This window comes from Microbispora bryophytorum, from assembly GCF_043197435.1.
Classification (GTDB): Bacteria; Actinomycetota; Actinomycetes; order Streptosporangiales; family Streptosporangiaceae; genus Microbispora; species Microbispora bryophytorum.
Map to the genome: position 1 here is coordinate 701,340 of NZ_JBICTF010000001.1, position 19,261 is coordinate 720,600.

Genomic DNA, 19,261 nt, shown 5'->3' on the forward strand with positions numbered 1-19,261 from the left:
TCACCCCAGAGGCGGGAAGTCCGGCGGCCGACGTTCGAGGAAGCTCGACACTCCCTCGGCGAAGTCCGGCCGCCGGAACGAGTCCGTCATCAGCCGTACGGCCTCGGCTTCGGCCTCGTCGAGCCCTTCCTGCCAGCCGTCCCAGATCTGCCGCTTGATGACCGCCATCGAGGCGGGCGAGCACTGGGTGGCCAGCTCCTTCGCGTACCCGACGGCCTCGGTGAGCAGCCGCTCCCCCGGCACCGCCCGTACGGCGAGGCCCATGGCGCACGCCTGCTCGCCGGTGAAGACCCGGCCGGACAGCAGCAGGTCCATCGCGCGCGCCTGCCCGGCCAGCCGGGGCAGGATCCAGCCGAGGCCGTACTCCGCGACGAGCCCGCGCCGGGAGAACGCGGTCGTCCACTTGGCGTCGCCGGCGGTGAGGACCACGTCGCACACGAGCGCGTGGACCATCCCCAGCCCGGCGCACGCGCCGTTGACCGCGGCGACGACCGGCGTCCGCAGGGTGGTGGGAAAGGTGGTGGGCCGGGGATCCCGCTCGTCGGCGTAGGTTCCCGCCTGCAGGGCCGTCAGGTCCGCGAAGTCGGCCCCGGCGCAGAAACCCTTGCCCGCGCCGGTGACCACGATCGCCCGTACGGACGGGTCGCGGTCGGCCTCCTCCAGCAGGTCGAAGTAGCGCCGTCCCATCTCGGCGGTCCAGGCGTTCAGCCGTTCCGGCCGGTTGAACGTCAGGATCCGCACACCGCCGTCGTCCTCGGACAGCACCACCGTCGTCGCCCTCCTCCACCGCACCACAGATCTTGACGCCACGGACCTTGACCGACGGGCCTTGACCCGAACTATGTTCTACACCACGGGAGGGCGGTGAACATAGGCAGGCGTGAGCCGTACGTCCTCGTAGTAGCGGTGGAAGACCGGTGTCGCGGCGCCGGACAGGGGCGGCACGATCCAGGACCAGTCGGCAGGACAGACGCGCCCGCTGCGCTCCTCCCGCTCCAGATGGGTCAGGAACCGCCGCGCCTCGGTGTGGTGGTCGGTGATCGTGACGCCGTCCTCCGCGAAGGAGTGCAGCACGGCGACGTTGAGCTCCACCAGCGCCTGGTCCCGCCAGAGCGTCCGGTCGTGGGAGGTGTCGAGACCGAGCCGCTCGGCGACCACCGGAAGCTGGTCGTAGCGGTCGTGGTCGGCGAGGTTGCGCGCGCCGATCTCGGTGCCCATGTACCAGCCGTTGAACGGCGCGCACGGATAGGCGACCCCGCCGATCTCCAGCGACATGTTGGAGATCGCCGGCACGGCGTGCCATTTGAGCCCCAGGTCGGCGAACCACGGGAAGGCCGGGTGCCGCAACGGCACCTCCAGGACCACCTCGCGCGGCACCTCCCGCAGGACCAGGGCGCCCTTGGCCTCCACGAGCAGCGGCAGGACGTCGAACCTCGTGCCCTCCCCCCGCCAGCCCGACCGCAGGGCGCGCCGGGTGATCTCCGCGTTCGCCGGGTCGCCGTGGACCGAGCCGTCCTCGCGGGTGTACCCCGCATACCGGATGAGCTGGTCGTTGAGAATTCGCGGCGCCCGCTCCCCCGGCCGGTCGGGGGCGAGCACCGTGATGGTGGGGCGGATCCTGCCTCTCCCGGTGGCCGCCCTGAGGTGCTCGACGCACTCCTCGGCCACACCGTCGCCGGTGTCCACGTGCCGCCGGTCACGGACCTGCAGCGACCGCCAGTAGAGGCGCCCGATGCACTTGTTGCTGTTGCGCCACGCCACCCGCGCGCCGAAGGTCAGCTCGCCCGTGGTGTGCGTGTAGGTCCCCGTCCGGTCGATCTCCGCGAAGACCTCCCGGAGGCGCCGCTCCACCGGGCCCGCCACCGGGTTCTCCGCGTGGTGGAGCCGGATGAAGTTCTCGGCCTCCCGCCTGTCGATCTCCTCCCCGCGCTCCCGTACGGGTGCGAGGGTCCTTTTCGATTTCCGCCAAGTCAGCACGACCGTCACACACTTCGCGCTCACGGGCACCCCGCGCCGGTTCCGGGCCGGCGGCGACACCCTCCCCGCAGTGGCCCTCACCCCACTGCGCCGTCCGTGGTCCGCGGCAGCCGCGACTCGTACGGCCACGGCGATCACATTTTCCGCGATGTCCCGGGATTTGTCCGCCAAATCCCCACACCGGCGCATCCGAAGCGTCCCCCACCCGGCCCCCCGGACGGCAAGCAGAGGCGGTGTGCGACTCACCGCTTGCCTGATCGGCCCCGTGTCTCGAAGGACGCGACCGCTGCTGCGGTGACTCGCACGTAGACATGAAAAACCCCGGGGCGATGGTCTGTGACCACCGCCCCGGGGTGAAATGCTCCCGCGATAGGACTCGAACCTATAACCTGCCGGTTAACAGCCGGCTGCTCTGCCGATTGAGCTACACGGGATCGTGCTGTGTACTGCTGTTACTGCCCTGCTCCGCTCGTTCCGGCCTTTCGGCTTTCCTTGCGGCGCGGAACTAGATTAGCGCACTCCGGGGGGTGTCTGTCACATCGATTCCGTCCGCGAGTCGTCGGGTCTTGATCGGCATACGGCAAAGAGCGCCCGGACGCCCCGGAGGCCCGCCCGGGCGGGGCCGGACCGGCTGCTGTTGGATAGAGACAGGCCCTCGGGGTAGGGGGGCGGGGAACACGAGCGCGGAGGTGGAAGATGCGATACAAGGCGATGTTCGCCACCGGGCTGGCCGTCGGCTACGTCCTCGGAACGCGGGCCGGGCGTGAGCGCTACGAGCAGATCAAGCGTTTCGCGCAGCGGTTCGCGGACAGCCCCACGGTGCAGGAGGCGGCAGGGCTGGTCGGCGCCCAGGCCTCGAAGGTGGCGGGCAAGGCCAAGGACTTCGCGGGCGACAAGGTGCCGTTCCTCAAGAAGACCGAGACCTGGGAGCAGGCCGACAGGACCGACCGGGTCGGCACCGCCACCGGCTGGCCGGCCGGCGCCGAGCAGATCCCCTGAACCGACCCCTGACCCTGAGGCCGGGCACGTTCATCGGCGGCCCGCGACCGGGCAGACGCCCGTCCCGAGACCGGGCGGACGCCGGTCCGGCCCCGTCTCCCCATGGAGGACCGGCCCGGACGGTGTGTGACGCGCCGTCGGCGGGCCCCCGGTGTCACGCCGGGGGCCCGGCGCTGTCAGACGCCGAGGCTGCGGCGTACCTCTTCGAGCGCCTGCTCGGCGTGCGCGCGCAGGCCCGGGTCCTTCGCGTCGAGGCCGGGGTCGAAGATGAACTCCCAGCGCGGGGTGTCGTAGCCGGGGATCCGGCGGGCGACGAGGCGCACTCCCCCGCGTCCGTCGATGGTCACATGGCGGCTCGCGACGATCGTCGAGGTCACCCGCTCGCGGATCGTCTCCGGCAGCCTGCCCGGCTCGGGCAGGAGGACCCGGTGGACGGCCCCGTCCGTCATCGTGACCGTCACCCCCTCCTCGTCCCACACGGCCTTGTCCATCAGGTGCCAGGGCAGGCGCGGCCCGTCGGGCAGGTGCAGCGCCCGGGTGGTGGCGACGATGTGGCCGCCCTCCGGTGTCGGCGCGTGGCTGATCGGACGCTCGCCGCTCTCCAGGGCGAGAGCCGTACGGACCTCACGGGGCAGCCGGGAGCCGAAAAAGCGGGACAGTGAAGGCTTCTGAGAGGTCAAGGGAGCACCGCCAGCGTCGTCGACCGTTAACACCCCCGAGGCTATCCGCCGCCCGCGTCCCGGCTTCGCTCCCCCCACGAGCGGGCCCATAGCAAACTCAGAGCGGGCGCGGAACGGGCCCAGTGCAAGCTCAGAGCGGGCCCGGAGCGGGCCCGCTTCACATCTCAGGCGAGCCACTCCTGAAGTCCGGCGAGATGCCCGAGTTCCGATTCGACGCGCTGCCTGTCGTCGACGGTGAGCTCCAGACCACGCAGGTCGGCGAGCCAGGGATCAGCGGGCTCACCGAGGATCGTGGCCACGTCGACAAGGTGGCACAGGGCGATGGCCCGCTCGACCGGCGAGGCGGTCGAGCCGTGCCTGCGCAGCGCGGATTTGAGCGCGCGGAAGGCCTGAAGGTCGTCGTTCTTGAACTCACGCAGGATCCGGGCGTTGTCGAGCGCCCTGTCCAGGCCCGTCAGCTTCTTCGAGCCGCCGTACTCCAACTCGGCCGGCTCGTCGCGCTGGATGAAGATGATCGAGTTGCCGGACGGATCGATCAGCGTGAACCGGGACGCACCGGGCCGGTAGCGGGTGATCCTCGGAAGGCCGGAGCTCAGCACCTTCCCGTAAACCCGGCGCATCGCCGCGACGAACGCCGCATGGTAGGGCGCCACGGCGTCGACCATGACCAGGCAGCCTCCGGACTCCTCCCGGACCGGATCCAGGCCCTTGGGCGCGGAACCGAAGTGCAGCTCGAAGCCGCTCCACCGCAGCGCCAGATAGACATAGGGCTTGCTCTGTTTGTAGGTCGCCTCGAATCCCAGGGCCTCGTAGAACGCCAGGGTCTCCTCCACTGACGCACACGGCATCAACGGCACCGTCGTCTCGTTCGGCCGAACCGCGGGCTCACTCACGTCATCCACCTTCCGGGTCGCCCGGCGATGGTTACACTCCCCGGCGGACCTCGCATATGGATCGCTCCAGAGACCCGGCTCCGCCTGACCGGACGTCACCGTTCACCGGGGGCACCGTGGCACCCGGGGCGCTGGCGGCCCTGGCGGCCCTGGCAGCACGGGGGCACTGGCGGCGCCGACGAGGTCGTCGCCGGCCTGACGACCCGGGCCGCCGCGGCGACCGGGCCGCGCATCGGGGCGGGCCCGCGACGGCGCGGAAACGCGACGAGCGCCTCCCCGGGGGGCGGGAGGCGCTCGTCCGCGGTCGAGGCGTCAGTCCAGATAGTCCCGGAGCATCTGGGCCCTGGTGGGATGGCGCAGCTTGGCCAGCGTCTTGGACTCGATCTGGCGGATGCGCTCACGCGTCACGCCGAACTCCCGGCCGACCTCCTCCAGCGTGCGGGGGTGGCCGTCGGCGAGGCCGAACCGCAACTGGATGATCCGCTGCTCGCGCTCCGACAACGTGGCCAGGATGTCTTCGAGCTGGTCCTGCAGCATGATGAAGGCCGCGGCCTCCATCGGCACCACGGCGTCGGCGTCCTCGATGAAGTCGCCGAGGTCGGAGTCCTCCTCGCCGATGGGCGCCTGGAGCGAGACCGGCTCCTGCGCGATGCGCTGGATCTCCACCACACGGTCGATCGGCAGATCCATCTCGGCGGCGATCTCCTCGGGGGCGGGCTCCCGGCCGAGATCCTGGTGAAGCTGCCGCTGCACACGGACCAATTTGTTGATCGTCTCGACCATGTGCACGGGAATCCGGATCGTTCTCGCCTGGTCGGCGATCGCCCGAGTGATCGCCTGGCGAATCCACCAGGTCGCATAGGTCGAGAACTTGTATCCCTTGGTGTAGTCGAATTTCTCCACCGCGCGGATGAGGCCGAGATTGCCTTCCTGAATGAGATCCAGGAACAGCATTCCGCGCCCCACATAGCGCTTGGCGATGGAGACCACGAGCCTGAGGTTGGCCTCGATGAGCCGCTGCTTGGCGCGGACGCCCTCCCAGACCAGGTCTTCCAGCTCCGGCCGGGCGAACCTGGCGGCGAGGCTCTCGCAGAGCTTGTCCTCCGCGAACAGGCCGGCCTCGATCGCCTTGGCCAGTTCCACCTCCTCCTCGGCGGTGAGCAGCGGAACCCTGCCGATCTCCCTGAGATAGATCCTGACCAGGTCGCTGGTCGGAGCGCGTTTGCCGATATCCTCCTCGTCCGGCTTGCTGGGCTCCTCGTCGCCTTGCGGCTCGAGGACCTCAACCCCGTTCTCGGCGAGCATCCGCACGACGCGCTCCAGCGCGTCGGCGGGCAACTCGGATCGGTCGAGCGCGGCGGCCACGTCGTCAACCGTGACACTCCCGCGTTCCCTTCCCTTAGCGACGAGGTCCGCCACCTGGTCTACCGATGGCGGCCTGCTTGGCAGCACCGATGCACCCACGCAACACAGTGTGCAGTAAAGGCACCACCAAATGGCAGGCCTATTTTTGTCACCCAAGGTAAGGCGGAAGTCAATACCGAATCGAGATCAAAACATATGTTTGGCGACTGTGAGATCTGGAAATGGACGTTTATTCAGGCCCCGCTGGCGCGTTCCCGCAACACCCGTCGCTGCTGTTCCAGCGCCACGAGTTCGCCGAACAGCCGGTTGTACTCCTGCTGCTCTTCGACCGGGTTGAGCCGCTGCAGGCGCGACTTCACCTGAGCGACGGCCCGGCCGACCGCGACCTCCTGGATCTTGGCCAGGACGGCCGCGCCGTACCGCTCCTCGACGTCGTTGTCGGCGCGCATAGCCTCGACCGCGAAGCGTGTGACGAGCGACCTCAGGTCGACGCCGGTCTCGCCGGGCGCCGCCGCGTCGGCCTGCTCCAGCAGCCGGTCGACCCACTCGCGCCCGCCCGGCCCCCCGGCGGCGGTGCCCCCCGCCGCCACGATGACCTCGTAGAGCGCGACGTGCTCGGGCAGGGTGAACGTCGCCGCGCCGAGCGCGTCGAACTCCGGCCCGAGCAGCGCGGGCCGCTGGACGGCGAGCTTGAGCGCCTCCGCCTCCAGGCGGACGGCGGGGTCCATGGGCTCCTGACGCACCGGGGCGGACCGCGCGGGCGCGCCTGCGCGCGCCGCCTGCCGGCGTCCGGGACCCTGCGCGCCCTCCTGCGTCCGCCCCACGACCTGCTGCACGCGCTGGATGACGAAGCCCTCGTCCATGAAGCCGATCCAGCGGTCGAGGTCCACCACGTAGGTCTTGCGCAGACCCGGGTCCTTGATCGCGGCCACGACGGGCGCGGCGGCGTCGAGCGCGGCCAGGCGCCCCTCGTTGGTGTTGAGGTCGTAGCGCGACAGAGTGCTGCGGATCGCGAAGGCGAACAGCGGCTCGCGGCTGGCGACCAGGTCGCGCACCGCGCCGTCGCCCTGCTTGACCCGCAGGTCGCAGGGGTCGAGGCCGTCGGGCTGCACGGCGACGAAGGTCTGCGTGACGAACTTCTGCTCGTCCTGGAACGCGCGCAGGGCGGCCTTCTGCCCCGCCGAGTCGCCGTCGAAGGTGAAGATCACCTCACCCCGGAACTCGGCCTGGTCGAGCAGCAGCCGGCGTAGGACCTTGATGTGGTCCTCCCCGAAGGAGGTGCCGCAGGTGGCCACCGCGGTCGGCACGCCGGCCAGATGGCAGGCCATGACGTCGGTGTAGCCCTCCACGATGACGGCCTGGGACCGCTTGGCGATCTCCCGCTTGGCGAGGTCCACGCCGTACAGCACGGAGCTCTTGTGGTAGATCGGGCTCTCGGGGGTGTTCAGGTACTTGGGGCCGTCATCGGAGTCGAGCAGCTTGCGCGCGCCGAAGCCGATGACGTCGCCCGTGATGTCGCGGATCGGCCAGATCAGCCGGCCGCGGAACCGGTCGACGGGACCGCGCCTGCCCTCCCGGGCCAGGCCTCCCTTGATCAGCTCCTGGGAGGTGAACCCGCGGGCCATCAGATGCCGCGCCAGCGCCTCCCACTCGTCGGGGGCGTAGCCGACGCCGAAGTGCTCGGCGTCGGCCCGCTCGAAGCCGCGCTCGGACAGGAAGCGCCGCCCCGGTGCCGCCTCCGGGCTGGACAGCCGCTCGGCGTAGAACTCGGCGGCGGCGCGGTGCGCCTCGATCAGCCGCAGCCGCTCGCCCTGCTCGCGACCGGGCACGTAGCCGCCCTGCTCGTAGCGGAGCTGGATGCCGGCGCGCTGGGCCAGCCGCTCGACGGCCTCGGTGAACGTCAGGTTCTCGATCTTGCGGACGAACGTGATGACGTCGCCGCCCTCGGCGCAGCCGAAGCAGTAGTAGTAACCCCGGGCCGGGGTGACGTTGAACGAGGGCGACTTCTCGTCGTGGAACGGGCACAGCCCCTTCAGGTTGCCCCCGCCGGCGTTGCGGAGCTGGATGTGCTCGCCGACGACGTCGGCGATCGGCGAGCGCTCCCGCACGAGCGCGATGTCCTCGTCACTGATCCGACCGCTTCGCCCTGCCACGCTGGCGAGTCTAGGGCCTGCCCCCGACAGCCCGGACGCCCCATCGCGGATCGTCGAGGACATGTCACGACTTTCCGGAACTGGTCGTGATGTGCGGCTTGGTCCGTTAGAAAGGAAAGGTTCGGTAACGTCGACCAGGTGGAGATCATGCGATCGGGGAGACTGGCCGCCCTCGCCGGCGCCGCGTTCGTCGCGGCGTCCTGCGGCGCGCCCGCCGGGGTCGCGGGAGTGAGCACGCTGCCGCCCTCACCGCCGCCGGGAGGTGGGATAACGGCCGCCATGGACGACTCCGAGCCCGGCCACATCGTGCCTCCGCCCGGAGACGAGCCGGTGCGGGTCCCGCCGCCGAAGATGTCCTCCTACACGTACGCCTTCCCCATCAAGGGCTGCAAGGTGTCGTACTCCCGCAAACTGCTCGTGCTTCCCAAGACCACCATCTGGGCGGCCAAGGGATGCGCGTTCGTGTCACCGGTCGACGGGGTGGTCCAGGAGGTCAACGTCAAGAACCTCTGGTCGCCCTCGACCAACCGGGGCGCCGACCGGGAGGGGCGGTTCGTCACGGTCAAGGGCGAGGACGGCGTGCTGTACCTCGGCGGCCACCTCGACTCCGTGGAGCAGGACATCACTCCGGGCACCAAGGTCAAGGCCGGGCAGCTGCTCGGCCGGGTGGGCAACACGGGCAACGCGCGCGACACCGCGAGCAACCTCTACTTCGCCATCTCGTGGCCGGTCGAGCCCCAGTACTGGTGGGTGCGGCGGGGCGTGGTGCCGCCGTGGACCTATCTGGACGCCTGGGACGACGGCAACCGCACCGTCTCGCCGCGCAAGGCCATGCTCACGCTGCGCAAGAAGATGGGGGCGACCCCGCCCTGCACGCAACTGTGCGCGTCCAACTCGTCCCAGCAGCCCACGCCCACCCCGGACGAGACCAAGCCGCCGACGAAGAAAAAGAAGAAGAACGGAGGCGGCGGCGACGACGACGTGGTGATCATCCCGCTCTGAGCGGGACGGTCACCACGGCACCGGTCCGTCCTCGTCGAAGAACCCGCCCGACGGTCCGTCCGCTCCGAGCGTCGCGAGCGTGACCGCGACCGCCGCGCCCTGCGCCGCCGTACGCGGCAGGGACCTGCCGAGATCCCTGGCGAAGTCGGTGTCGCACGGCCCGGGGGCGATGGCGTTGACCAGGATGCCGAGCGGGCGCAGCTGCTTGGCGTACTGCACGGTGAGCATGTTGAGCGCGGCCTTCGACGGCGGATAGGCCGCGAAACTCGGACTGCCGGTGAAGTAGTGGCCGGGGTCGGTCATGTGCGTCATCGACCCCGTGCCGCTGGACACGTTGACGATCCGGCCCGCCGCCGACCGCCGCAGCAGCGGCAGCGTCGCGTCGGTCACCCGGATGACGCCGAAGAGGTTGGTCTCGAACACCTCGCGCACGACGCCGAGGTCGACCGAGCCGGGCGTCTGCCGCGTCCCGCCCGAGATGCCGGCGTTGTTGACGAGCACGTCGAGGCGGCCGAACCTCTCCTCCACCCGCGCCACCGCCGCCCGCACGCTCTCCTCGCCGGTGACGTCGATCGTCAGCGGGTGGACCTCCAGACCCTCCGCCCGCAGCTTCGCGGTCGCCTCGTCCCGGCGTCCCGGGTCGCGCGCCCCGAGCAGCACGGTCATGCCGAGCTCGCCGAGCTGCCTGGCGATCTCATAGCCGATTCCCTTGTTCGCCCCCGTGACGAGGGCGACGGTGCCAGTGCTGCCGCTGCCGGCGGCGGTGCCAGTGCCGGCAGTGCTGTCTGTGCTGTCTGTGCTGTCTGTGCTGTCTGTGCTGTCTGTGCTTTGCATGGGTCAAGCCCATCACCGCGTCCCCGCCACGCCCAACACCGTCTCGGTCACGGGCGATACCCTCGCGGTATGACCCCCGGTGACGACACCGTGGAGACGCGGGAGCTGGCCTATTTCGTGGCGGTGGCCGAGGAGCTGCACTTCGGGCGGGCCGCCCGGCGGCTCGGCATCGCGCAGCCGCCGCTGTCACGGGCGATCCAGCAGCTCGAACGCCGCCTCGGCGTGCGGCTGCTGGAGCGCGACCACCGCACGGTGACGCTGACGGACGCGGGTGCGACGCTGCTGCGGGAGGGCCACACCGCGCTCGCCGCAGTTTCGGCGGCCGTGCGCAGGACCCGGCGGGCCGGCCGGAGCGAGCCCTCGCTCGTGCTCGCCGCCAAACCGGGCGGAGACGCGGATCTGCTGCCCGAGATCCTCGCGGCGTACGCCGCCACGCCGGGCGCGCTGCCCGTCGACATCGTCTTCAGCGCACGGGAGCGGGGCGCGATGGTGCGGGACGGCCGGGCCGACGCCGCCCTGCTGCACGCCCCCCGCGAGGATCTGACCGGCCTCGCGGTCGAGGAGCTCCTGGTGGAGAGCCAGGTGGCGGTGCTGCCGCGCGGGCACCGGCTCGCCGGACGCGCGGAGCTGTCGATGGCGGACCTCGACGGCGAGCCGCTGCCGCGGTGGCCGAGTGCCGTCCCCGAGGGTTTCTCCCGGATCGCCGAGAGCGGCCAGCTCATGCATCTCGTCGCGCTCGGCCGGGCCGTGGCGGTCGTCCCCGAGTCGATCCGGGCGAACCTGCGTCACGACGTCGTCGGCGTGCACGTGGCCGACGCGCCGCCGACGACACTGGTCCTCGCCTGGCCGCAGGACACGCGGTCGCGGGCGCTGGCCGCCTTCGTGCGGGCCGCTGCGGAGGCGGCGCGTCTCAGCCGGCCCTGAGCCGACCGGCGGGTCAGCCGGTTTCGAGGCGACCCGGCGGATCAGAGGACGGTTCTGAGGTGGCGCGGCGGGTCAGCCGGCCCTGAGGCGGCGCGTGGCCGTCGACAGGCGGCGGTGCAGGCCCATGGCGGAGGAGTCGGTCAGTGAGGCGATCTGGTCGACCACCGCGCGCAGTCGTCCCGCGTCGTCGGCGGCCTGCTCGAACTGTGGCCGCAGGGCGGGCTCCAGCGTCGCCGGGGCGCCGCGCAGGATGAGGTCGCCCAGCTCTGCGATGATCTCGCGCTGCCGGGCCTGGACGGCGTGGTGGGCCTCCCTGGACATCACGTAGCGGCCCGTCACTCCCTTGAGCAGCGCGCACTCCAGGCGGGTCGTCCTCGGCACCACCAGGTCGGCGTCGTACCGGTTGCGGCCGCCCGCGCCCTCCCTGCCCGCCCCGCCTCCCGGCGTGGGGTGGCAGCCGTACGCCTCGCGCGTGGCGTTCTGGGCCGAGCGGCACAGCCGGCCGATGAGCGCGCTGGTGAGCCGCTTGAGCGCGGCGAGATCGGCGAGTCCGGCGTCGAAGGCGGCCGGCCACAGCGGCTCGGCGAGCAGCCGGGAGAAGGTCTCCGACAGTTCCTCCACGCCCGCGTCGGGCGCGTGCCACTCCCTCGTGAGGCGGCACACCTCCAGCCGCTCCTCCGGGTCGCGCAGGGCCGCCATCGTGACGTGGCCGCACGTCAGCGCGTCCTCCAGGTCGTGCACCGAGTAGGCCACGTCGTCGGCCCAGTCCATGATCTGCGCCTCGAAGCCGACCGCGTAGTCGGGCGCCCCCTCCCGCACCCAGCGGAAGACCGCCAGGTCGTCGGGGTAGACGCAGTACGGCCGGCCCTCGGCGGCGAGCGGGACGCCGGGGACCCGGCAGGAGGACCCGGCCCAGGGATACTTGCAGACCGAGTCGAGCGCGGCCCGGGTGAGGTTGAGCCCGGCGCTGCGGCCGTCCTCGGTGATGACCTTGGCCTCCAGCCGGGTCAGCAGGCGCAGGTTCTGCGCGTTGCCCTGGAACCCGCCGCACGGCGCGGCCAGTTCGTCGAGGGCGGCCTCCCCGTTGTGGCCGAACGGGGGATGGCCGAGGTCGTGGGCGAGGCAGGCGGTCTCCACCAGGTCGGGGTCGCAGCCGAGGACCCTGCCCATCTCCCGGCCGATCTGCGCGCACTCCAGGGAGTGGGTCAGCCGTGTGCGGGGGCTGTGCAGGCCGGTGCAGTCGGCGGGGGCCACCACCTGCGTCTTGGCGGCGAGCCTGCGCAGCGAGGCGCTGTGGAGCACGCGTGCCCGGTCCCGCTCGAACGCGCTCCGCTCGGGGTTGCCCGGCGGCTCCGGCACCCACCGTGCCTGGTCGTGCTCGTCGTAGCGGGCCATCCATCCCCCTTCCCTGTGGCAAGCCCCGTGGCAGCGGGGAATGGAGCGTACCCGCGAAGGTCCGGTTTCACGACAGATCCGGTTATCCGATGGGAGATTGCCCCCTTACCTGGTAAGCAGCCGCGAGTGACGCCCGGGTTCTCCCGCCCGGCGCGTCAGCATCCCGTGCCGGACCGCGCGCAGGCCAGTGCGGCGCGGCCCGCCTCCAGCCGGGCGACCGGAATGCGGAACGGCGAGCAGGAGACGTAGTCGAGGCCGATCTCGTGGCAGAAGTGCACCGAATCGGGATCCCCGCCGTGCTCGCCGCAGATGCCGAGCTTGAGGCCGGGCCGGGTCCGCCTGCCCTCCTCGACCGCGGTCCGCATCAGACGGCCGACGCCCTCGCGGTCGATGGACTCGAACGGCGAGACCCCGAAGACGCCCAGGTCGAGGTAGGCGCCGAAGAAGGCGCTCTCCACGTCGTCGCGGGAGAAGCCCCAGGTCATCTGGGTGAGGTCGTTGGTGCCGAACGAGAAGAACTCGGCGGCCTCGGCGATCTGCCCGGCCGTCAGCGCCGCCCTCGGCACCTCGATCATCGTGCCGATCGCCGCCGCCACGCCCGCCTCGGCGAGGATCCGCTCCGCTTCATCCCTGACGATCTCCAGCTCCTGCACGGCGCCGACCAGCGGCATCATGATCTCCGCCCGCGCGCCCTCCACCCGGCGGGCCGCCGCGGCGATGGCCCGCACCTGCATGGCGAACAGGCCGGGGATCGTCAGGCCGAGCCGCACGCCGCGCAGGCCGAGCATGGGGTTCTGCTCGTGCAGCCGCTTGACCGCGTCGAGGAGCCTGCGGTCCCGCTCGTCCGCCCCGTCCTCCGGCCTGACCCCCGTCCTGTCCCCCGCGAGGGCCACCTTCACGGCCAGGTCGGTGAGGTCGGGCAGGAACTCGTGCAGCGGCGGGTCGATCAGCCGGATCGTCACCGGCAGCCCGCGCATGGCCGTGAAGATGCCGGTGAAGTCGCCGGTCTGCAGCGGTTCGAGCGCGTCGAGCGCGGCCTGCCGGGCCTCCGGCGTCGTGGCCAGGATCAGGTCCTCGACGAGCCGCCGCCGCTCCCCCAGGAACATGTGCTCCGTACGGCACAGCCCGATGCCCTCGGCGCCGTAGCGGCGGGCGCGGTCGGCGTCCTCGGGGGTGTCGGCGTTGGCCCGTACGGCGAGGCGGCGCGCGGAGTCGGCGTGGCGCATGATCCGGTCGACGGCCCGCACCAGCTCGTCCTCGGCGGGCTCGCCCTCGAAATACTTCGCCACCGGCGAGGCGGTGACGGGAACCTCACCGAGGTACACGGCTCCGGTGCCGCCGTCGATCGAGATGACGTCGCCCTCGTCGACGACGACCCCGCCGGGCGCGGTGAACCGGCGGGCGTGCGGATCGACCTCCAGTTCCTCGGCCCCGCACACGCAGGTCTTGCCCATGCCGCGCGCCACCACGGCGGCGTGGGAGGTCTTGCCGCCCCTGGAGGTGAGCACGCCGTGAGCCGCGATCATCCCGGCCAGGTCGTCGGGGTTGGTCTCCCGCCGCACGAGGATGACCGCCTCCCCTCGCGCGGCCAGCTCGACCGCCCGCTCGGAGCTGAAGACGGCCCTGCCCGCGGCGGCGCCGGGCGAGGCGTTCATGCCGGTGGTCAGCCTGCGGTTGCCCGCCGTCGCGGCGAAGCGGGGGAACATGAGCTGGGCGAGCTGGTCACCGGTGACCCGGGTGACCGCCTCGTCCATGTCGATCAGGCCCTCGTCCACCAGCTGGGTGGCCATGCAGAAGGCGGCGGCGGCCGTGCGCTTGCCGACCCGGGTCTGCAGCATCCACAGCTTGCCGCGCTCGATCGTGAACTCGATGTCGCACAGGTCGCGGTAGTGCCGCTCCAGCGTCGCCATGATGCCGAGGAGCTCGCGGTAGGCCCCCGGGTTGATGGTCTCCAGCTCCTGCAGGGGGACGGTGTTGCGGATGCCGGCGACGACGTCCTCGCCCTGGGCGTTGCGCAGGTAGTCGCCGTAGACGCCCTGGCGTCCCGAGCCGGGGTCGCGGGTGAAGGCGACTCCGGTGCCGGAGTCCGGGCCCATGTTGCCGAACACCATGGCGACGACGTTGACGGCCGTGCCGAGGTCGGCGGGGATGCGCTCCTGGCGGCGGTAGAGGATCGCGCGCGGGGCGTTCCAGGAGTCGAAGACCGCCCTGACGGCGAGGTCCATCTGCTCCCGGGGGTCGGCGGGGAAGTCGCGGCCCGCCCGCTCCCGGACGATGCCCTTGAAGGTCTCGACCACCCGCTGGAGGTCGGCGGCGTCGAGGTCGGTGTCGTCCCGCTCGCCCTTGAGCTCGTCCATCGCGTCCTCGAACAGCTCGCCGTCGATGCCCAGGACGGTCTTGCCGAACATCTGGATGAGCCGGCGGTAGGAGTCCCACGCGAAACGGTCGTTGCCCGACTGCTTGGCCAGGCCCAGGACGGAGTCGTCGTTGAGGCCGATGTCGAGGACCGTCTCCATCATCCCGGGCATCGAGAACTTCGCCCCCGACCTCACGCTGACCAGCAGCGGGTCGTCCGCCTGACCGAGGCGCTTGCCCATCCGCGCCTCAAGGACGGCGAGGTGCTCGCCGATCTCCCCCTCCAGCCCGTCGGGCGTGCCGCCGTGCCGCAGGTAGTGGCGGCACGCCTCGGCGGTGATCGTGAAGCCGGGAGGCACGGGGAGACCGAGGTTGGTCATTTCCGCCAGATTGGCGCCCTTGCCACCGAGTAGGTCCTTGAGGTCCTTGTTGCCCTCGGTGAAGTCGTAAACGTACTTGGGCATGCGACGCTCCTTCGCCGACTTCAATAAAACCGCGAACGCGGCCCGCAAACGGACTGTACCTGGGAAAAGCAGCACCAAACCTCACCCTTCGCCACATATGGCGTCTAAGCAGGTGGAAGGCATGGGAGAGGTCTAATCCAATTAAACAACGGCCATCTTCTCGACGATCGCGCACTGGTATAAACCAATTCGCCGCCAAGGACGGCCGGCCAGGTTTCGCATTACGCGAGGGGAAATGGTTTAGACCATTATGCGGCAAGGCGGAGTTCCGGTGAGTCGGCCGTGCGGTCGCGACGACATGCGATATAAACGAGACACCCTCCGAATACAGTCGAACACGGAGGGTTGTCAGTGTCGCGAGCGTTGTCGCGTGAGGTTCCGGAGCGAGCGATATCGGCGCGAGTGGCGGCGCGGGGAACGTCCGCGCGGAGCGGTACGCCGCAGGGAACGCCCGCGTGGATGCGGGCGGTGCGGGGAACGGCCGCGCGTAGGGTCTGGCCGGTGATGGCGGTGGCGGTCGCCGGGCTCGGTGCGATGGCGGCGACCGCCGGCTGCGGGGGCGCGCGAGTCACCCCGGAGGGGTACGCGTCGAGCACGCCCTCCCTGTCCTGGAAGGCCTGCGAGGAGACGGCCTCCTCCTCCGGCTTCGAGTGCGCCACACTCCAGGTGCCCCTCGACTACGCCAAGCCGGAGGGCAAGAAGATCGGCATCGCCCTGGTCCGGCTGCGGGCCACCGACCAGAGCCGGCGGATCGGCTCCCTGGTCTTCAACTTCGGCGGTCCCGGCGGCTCCGGCGTCACGACGCTCATCAACGCGGCCCACGCGTTCTCCGCTCTGAACAGCCGCTACGACCTCGTCAGCTTCGACCCGCGCGGCGTGGAGCGCAGCAGCGGCATCCGCTGTCTCAGCGGCCCTCAGATGGACCAGTACATGAGCAGGGAGCCCAGCGAGACCCTCGCGACCGAGACCACGCTCGTCAAGGGATTCGCCCAGGGGTGCGAGCGCAACGCGGGCTGGATCCTGCCCTACGTCGGCACCGTCAACGCGGCACGCGACATGGAGTCGCTGCGGGCGGCCCTCGGCGACCCGCGCCTCAACTACCTCGGCTTCTCCTACGGCACCCACCTCGGGGCGGTGTACGCCACGCAGTTCCCGAAGAAGGTGGGGCGGATGGTGCTCGACTCGGCCGTCGATCCCTCGGTCACCATGCTCGACATGGCCAAGACGCAGGCCCTCGGCTTCCAGAAGGCGTACGAGGACTATCTGGCCGACTGCACCAAGACGCGGACGAGTTGCCCGCTCGGCGCCGACTCCGCCGCCGCGAACGCGACCGTGCTGAAGCTTCTCGACACCCTGGCCCGCACGCCTGGCAAGGTGGGCTCCCGCACGGTCACCGAGGACATCGCGAGGGCGGGCATCACCCAGGCGCTCTACAGCAAGTACACCTGGCCGCTGCTGACCGAGGCGCTGAGCGAAGGCAGCAAGGGCAAGTACGACGGCCTGCTCGCACTGGCCGACCAGTATGCCGGGCGGCAGCCGAACGGCACCTACTCGACCCTGCAGTTCTCGCTGCCGTCGGTGCTGTGCGTCGACAGCACCGACCGCCCCTCGGTCGCCCAGGCCGAGGAGCTGGCCCGGCGGCTGGAGAAGAAGAGCCCGATCTTCGCCTCGACCGCGATCAGCGCGGGATCGTGCAGCGTCTGGCCGGTGCGCGGAGACGACGCGGCCAGGCACGTCGACGCCACCGGGTCCAATCCCATCCTGGTGGTCGGCGTCACGAACGACCCGGCGACGCCGTACCAGTGGGCACCGCGGCTGACCGAGCAGCTGCGCACGGCCGTGCTGCTGACGCTGAACGGCGAGGGCCACGGCGCGTACGGCCAGAACCAGTGCATCGACGACAAGGTCAACGCCTACCTGCTGGAGGGGACGGTCCCGGCCAAGGGGACGCGCTGCGGCTGAGCGCGCTCCCCCGCCCGTTCACGGCGCCATCGACGACGCCGCTGCGTGGCTCGGGGGACGGCTCAGGGGGCGGCTCAGCGTGCGGCTCGCTCCGTCGCTCGCCCAGCGCTCACCCTGCCGTACGCAGGGCGCCGAGCCCGGCAACCACGTGGTCGACGATGCCGTACTCCCTGGCCTCCGCGGCGGTGAACCACCGGTCGCGGTCTGAGTCCGCCTCGATGCGTTCGAGCGGCTGGCCGGTGTGGAAGGCGATGCGCTCGGCCAGGGTCTTCTTCGTGTGCAGCATCTGCTCGGCCTGGATCGCGATGTCGGCCGCCGTGCCGCCGATGCCGCCGAGCGGCTGGTGCATCATGACGCGCGCGTGCGGCAGGGCGTACCGCTTGCCCGGCGCGCCGGCGCACAGCAGGAACTGTCCCATCGAGGCGGCAAGGCCCATGCCCACGGTGACGACGTCGTTCGGCACGTACTGCATGACGTCGTAAATCGCCAGACCGGCCGACACGGAGCCACCGGGGGAATTGATGTAAAGGCTGATGTCCCGCGCGGAGTCCTCCGCGGTCAGCAGCAGCAGTTGCGCGCAGATCCGGTTGGCGATGTCGTCGTCGACCTCCTGGCCGAGCACGAGGATGCGCCGTTCCAGCAGCTTGCGGCCAAGATCGCCGGAGCCGAACCGGTCGCCGGCGGGGCCGCCTGAGCGCGCGTGGTGGTCCATCTGGTCTCCCTGTTTCGATAGTCGGGTTATGCCGCGACATTAGTCCCGGAACCCGGGAAGAGGACTGTCTATTTCACTGTCAGCACATTTTCGCCATGGGCAAATTACGCTACAAGCATATTCCGCGCCGTCAGCCTCGATCTTTCGCGCCTATCCGGTGGCCGAGACCGAATACGACTCCCGGCGAGGCCGAGGCCCGTCAGCCGGCAGGGTCGTACTGGAACGCGCGGACCTCCTGCGCGCACCGGCACGCGACCGCGATCTTCGCCGCCCACTCCAGTGCCGCCTCGCGGGACGGTAGCTCCAAAACGGTGTAGCCGCCTTCGATCTGCCGCGTCTGAGGGTATGTGCCCTCGGTCACGGCCCCGTCCCCGTCCACCATGACAGGCGGAACGCTTTCGTCGATGCCTCCGCCGAACACCCAGACGCCGGCGTCCTTCGCCTCCTGCACCACGGCGTGCGCCGCGTCCGCGGCCGCCTGCAGCTCCTCGTCGGAAAGGACCATGGCGGCGCTCGGAAACGAGATCAGATAGTTCGTCATCGCGTCGACTCCCTCTTGGTTCTTCAGAGATCGCACCCATCTTCGCCGACACCGGCGTGCCAGGCGCGAGCTTGCCAGGATGAGGTTGTGCCGCTGACGCGTCGCGGGCGACGGTCTCGATCACGCGGTTGGCGCCCTCGGAAGCCTGCGTCGGTGATGCCGGTGTGGATGAACGCGAGGATCTCGGGTCCACCAGGTCTCGACCGTGCTCGCCAGGCGTTCGACTTCGGCCAGGCCGGAGGCGGCGCATCGGTCGGAGAAGCGGAACAGCCGGTCGGCGATAGCGGCGCGCAGTTCATACAGGCCCCGGCTCGCCGAGGGCTGAGGGACCCTCCGTGAGGACGTCGAGTGCGTCCCACTACGGCAGAAGCGGAGCGTGTTGTCAGGCGGCCCTGGAATTCGCCTTCTCGATGTGCTCGACAGCGAGAGCGGCCATTCGGCGAGCCGTTTTCTGGACCTGTTCCGCTTCCTTGGCGCCTTCCGTCCCGTAGACGGAGTAATCCACGGTGATCGTCGCGTTCCCCGCACGGACGAACACCACGTACCCCGACGGCGCTTGCCTCTCCACCGCCTCGTCCCCGATGTCAGGAAGCTTGGTGACCTTCATAGAAGGGTTCTTGGGGTGGGCCATCTCGTCCAGCCAGGCCGCGGCGGCCTCCTGCCCCGAGCTCTGGGAAGTCGCAGTGCGCAGCTCGTACTTCACGTCCAGTTGGATGTCGGCGCCTATGTCGTTCGAAGCCCACCGCGCCCAACTGCTGTCGGGCAAGTGCAGCCCGGCCTGCTTGCTCACGAAGCGCTTCAGTCGGTCGATCCCTTGGTCCCCGCTGGTGAGGAGGGCCTCGCTCCGGGGAAGCACGGCGTACGGGTCGTCACGCCCCTGATACATGGGCATGAGGAAAGACCATGCGGCCCACCCGCCAACGGCTAATACGGCCAGGACGGCCAGAGCGGCGACGAGCATGGGTTTTCCCCGCCGCTTGGTTCGCATATCCGCAGCATGTGTCA

16 protein-coding genes and 1 tRNA gene are annotated in these 19,261 nt (G+C 70.6%); 4 read left to right on the forward strand and 13 right to left on the reverse strand.

From position 1 onward, the window contains the following. The 3 genes from ACGFIB_RS03270 to ACGFIB_RS03280 all read right to left on the reverse strand — a co-directional run bounded on the left by ACGFIB_RS03270 (position 1) and on the right by ACGFIB_RS03280 (position 2,411). Positions 1 to 768: an enoyl-CoA hydratase-related protein gene (locus ACGFIB_RS03270; protein WP_393368126.1), complete on the reverse strand. Its 768-nt coding sequence runs from the start codon at positions 766 to 768 to the stop codon at positions 1 to 3. A gap of 78 nt (positions 769 to 846) precedes the next feature. Then, complete coding sequence (locus ACGFIB_RS03275) at positions 847 to 2,001, reverse strand: nitric oxide synthase oxygenase (protein WP_393368128.1); 1,155 nt, start codon at positions 1,999 to 2,001, stop codon at positions 847 to 849. A 337-nt stretch (positions 2,002 to 2,338) separates the two neighbouring features. Continuing rightward, a tRNA-Asn gene (locus tag ACGFIB_RS03280) sits at positions 2,339 to 2,411 on the reverse strand. A 262-nt stretch (positions 2,412 to 2,673) separates the two neighbouring features. Here ACGFIB_RS03280 and ACGFIB_RS03285 point away from each other — a divergent pair. Next, positions 2,674 to 2,976 (forward strand): YtxH domain-containing protein, encoded by a 303-nt coding sequence (locus tag ACGFIB_RS03285; protein ID WP_223852726.1) that lies wholly within the window; start codon positions 2,674 to 2,676, stop codon positions 2,974 to 2,976. 176 nt (positions 2,977 to 3,152) lie between these two features. Here the strand turns inward: ACGFIB_RS03285 and ACGFIB_RS03290 are convergent, their stop codons facing one another. The 4 genes from ACGFIB_RS03290 to dnaG all read right to left on the reverse strand — a co-directional run bounded on the left by ACGFIB_RS03290 (position 3,153) and on the right by dnaG (position 8,067). Then, a complete protein-coding gene (locus ACGFIB_RS03290) occupies positions 3,153 to 3,656 on the reverse strand; it encodes a hypothetical protein (RefSeq protein WP_357257660.1) in 504 nt (167 codons plus the stop codon). A 164-nt stretch (positions 3,657 to 3,820) separates the two neighbouring features. After that, positions 3,821 to 4,549: a VOC family protein gene (locus tag ACGFIB_RS03295; protein WP_393368131.1), complete on the reverse strand. Its 729-nt coding sequence runs from the start codon at positions 4,547 to 4,549 to the stop codon at positions 3,821 to 3,823. A gap of 312 nt (positions 4,550 to 4,861) precedes the next feature. Then, positions 4,862 to 6,001: an RNA polymerase sigma factor RpoD gene (gene rpoD / locus ACGFIB_RS03300; RefSeq protein ID WP_142568889.1), complete on the reverse strand. Its 1,140-nt coding sequence runs from the start codon at positions 5,999 to 6,001 to the stop codon at positions 4,862 to 4,864. Positions 6,002 to 6,147: 146 nt separating this feature from the next. Then, a complete protein-coding gene (gene dnaG / locus ACGFIB_RS03305; protein ID WP_393368133.1) occupies positions 6,148 to 8,067 on the reverse strand; it encodes a DNA primase in 1,920 nt (639 codons plus the stop codon). Positions 8,068 to 8,214: 147 nt separating this feature from the next. On the opposite strand from dnaG, the gene ACGFIB_RS03310 reads away from it, so the two are divergent. Next, on the forward strand, positions 8,215 to 9,069 hold the full coding sequence (locus ACGFIB_RS03310; protein WP_191052130.1) for a M23 family metallopeptidase: 855 nt from the start codon (positions 8,215 to 8,217) through the stop codon (positions 9,067 to 9,069). A 9-nt stretch (positions 9,070 to 9,078) separates the two neighbouring features. Here the strand turns inward: ACGFIB_RS03310 and ACGFIB_RS03315 are convergent, their stop codons facing one another. Continuing rightward, positions 9,079 to 9,903 (reverse strand): SDR family oxidoreductase, encoded by an 825-nt coding sequence (locus tag ACGFIB_RS03315; protein WP_393368135.1) that lies wholly within the window; start codon positions 9,901 to 9,903, stop codon positions 9,079 to 9,081. A gap of 69 nt (positions 9,904 to 9,972) precedes the next feature. Here ACGFIB_RS03315 and ACGFIB_RS03320 point away from each other — a divergent pair, with 69 nt between their 5' ends. Further along, the gene (locus ACGFIB_RS03320; RefSeq protein ID WP_393368137.1) at positions 9,973 to 10,827 is read left to right on the forward strand and encodes a LysR family transcriptional regulator; all 855 of its coding nucleotides are present in this window, start codon (positions 9,973 to 9,975) and stop codon (positions 10,825 to 10,827) included. Positions 10,828 to 10,899: 72 nt separating this feature from the next. Here ACGFIB_RS03320 and ACGFIB_RS03325 read toward each other — a convergent pair whose 3' ends face one another. After that, the gene (locus tag ACGFIB_RS03325; protein WP_393368139.1) at positions 10,900 to 12,222 is read right to left on the reverse strand and encodes a deoxyguanosinetriphosphate triphosphohydrolase; all 1,323 of its coding nucleotides are present in this window, start codon (positions 12,220 to 12,222) and stop codon (positions 10,900 to 10,902) included. Between the two features lie 155 nt (positions 12,223 to 12,377). Continuing rightward, on the reverse strand, positions 12,378 to 15,041 hold the full coding sequence (gene ppdK / locus ACGFIB_RS03330) for a pyruvate, phosphate dikinase (RefSeq protein WP_393368141.1): 2,664 nt from the start codon (positions 15,039 to 15,041) through the stop codon (positions 12,378 to 12,380). A 504-nt stretch (positions 15,042 to 15,545) separates the two neighbouring features. On the opposite strand from ppdK, the gene ACGFIB_RS03335 reads away from it, so the two are divergent. Then, positions 15,546 to 17,003: an alpha/beta hydrolase gene (locus ACGFIB_RS03335; RefSeq protein ID WP_393368448.1), complete on the forward strand. Its 1,458-nt coding sequence runs from the start codon at positions 15,546 to 15,548 to the stop codon at positions 17,001 to 17,003. Positions 17,004 to 17,112: 109 nt separating this feature from the next. Here ACGFIB_RS03335 and ACGFIB_RS03340 read toward each other — a convergent pair whose 3' ends face one another. The 3 genes from ACGFIB_RS03340 to ACGFIB_RS03350 form a co-directional block, all read right to left on the reverse strand. After that, the gene (locus ACGFIB_RS03340) at positions 17,113 to 17,715 is read right to left on the reverse strand and encodes an ATP-dependent Clp protease proteolytic subunit (RefSeq protein WP_357257649.1); all 603 of its coding nucleotides are present in this window, start codon (positions 17,713 to 17,715) and stop codon (positions 17,113 to 17,115) included. A gap of 199 nt (positions 17,716 to 17,914) precedes the next feature. Continuing rightward, a complete protein-coding gene (locus ACGFIB_RS03345) occupies positions 17,915 to 18,256 on the reverse strand; it encodes a YciI family protein (RefSeq protein ID WP_357246663.1) in 342 nt (113 codons plus the stop codon). Positions 18,257 to 18,638: 382 nt separating this feature from the next. After that, positions 18,639 to 19,217 (reverse strand): hypothetical protein, encoded by a 579-nt coding sequence (locus tag ACGFIB_RS03350; protein ID WP_393368144.1) that lies wholly within the window; start codon positions 19,215 to 19,217, stop codon positions 18,639 to 18,641. Positions 19,218 to 19,261: the final 44 nt, after the last annotated feature.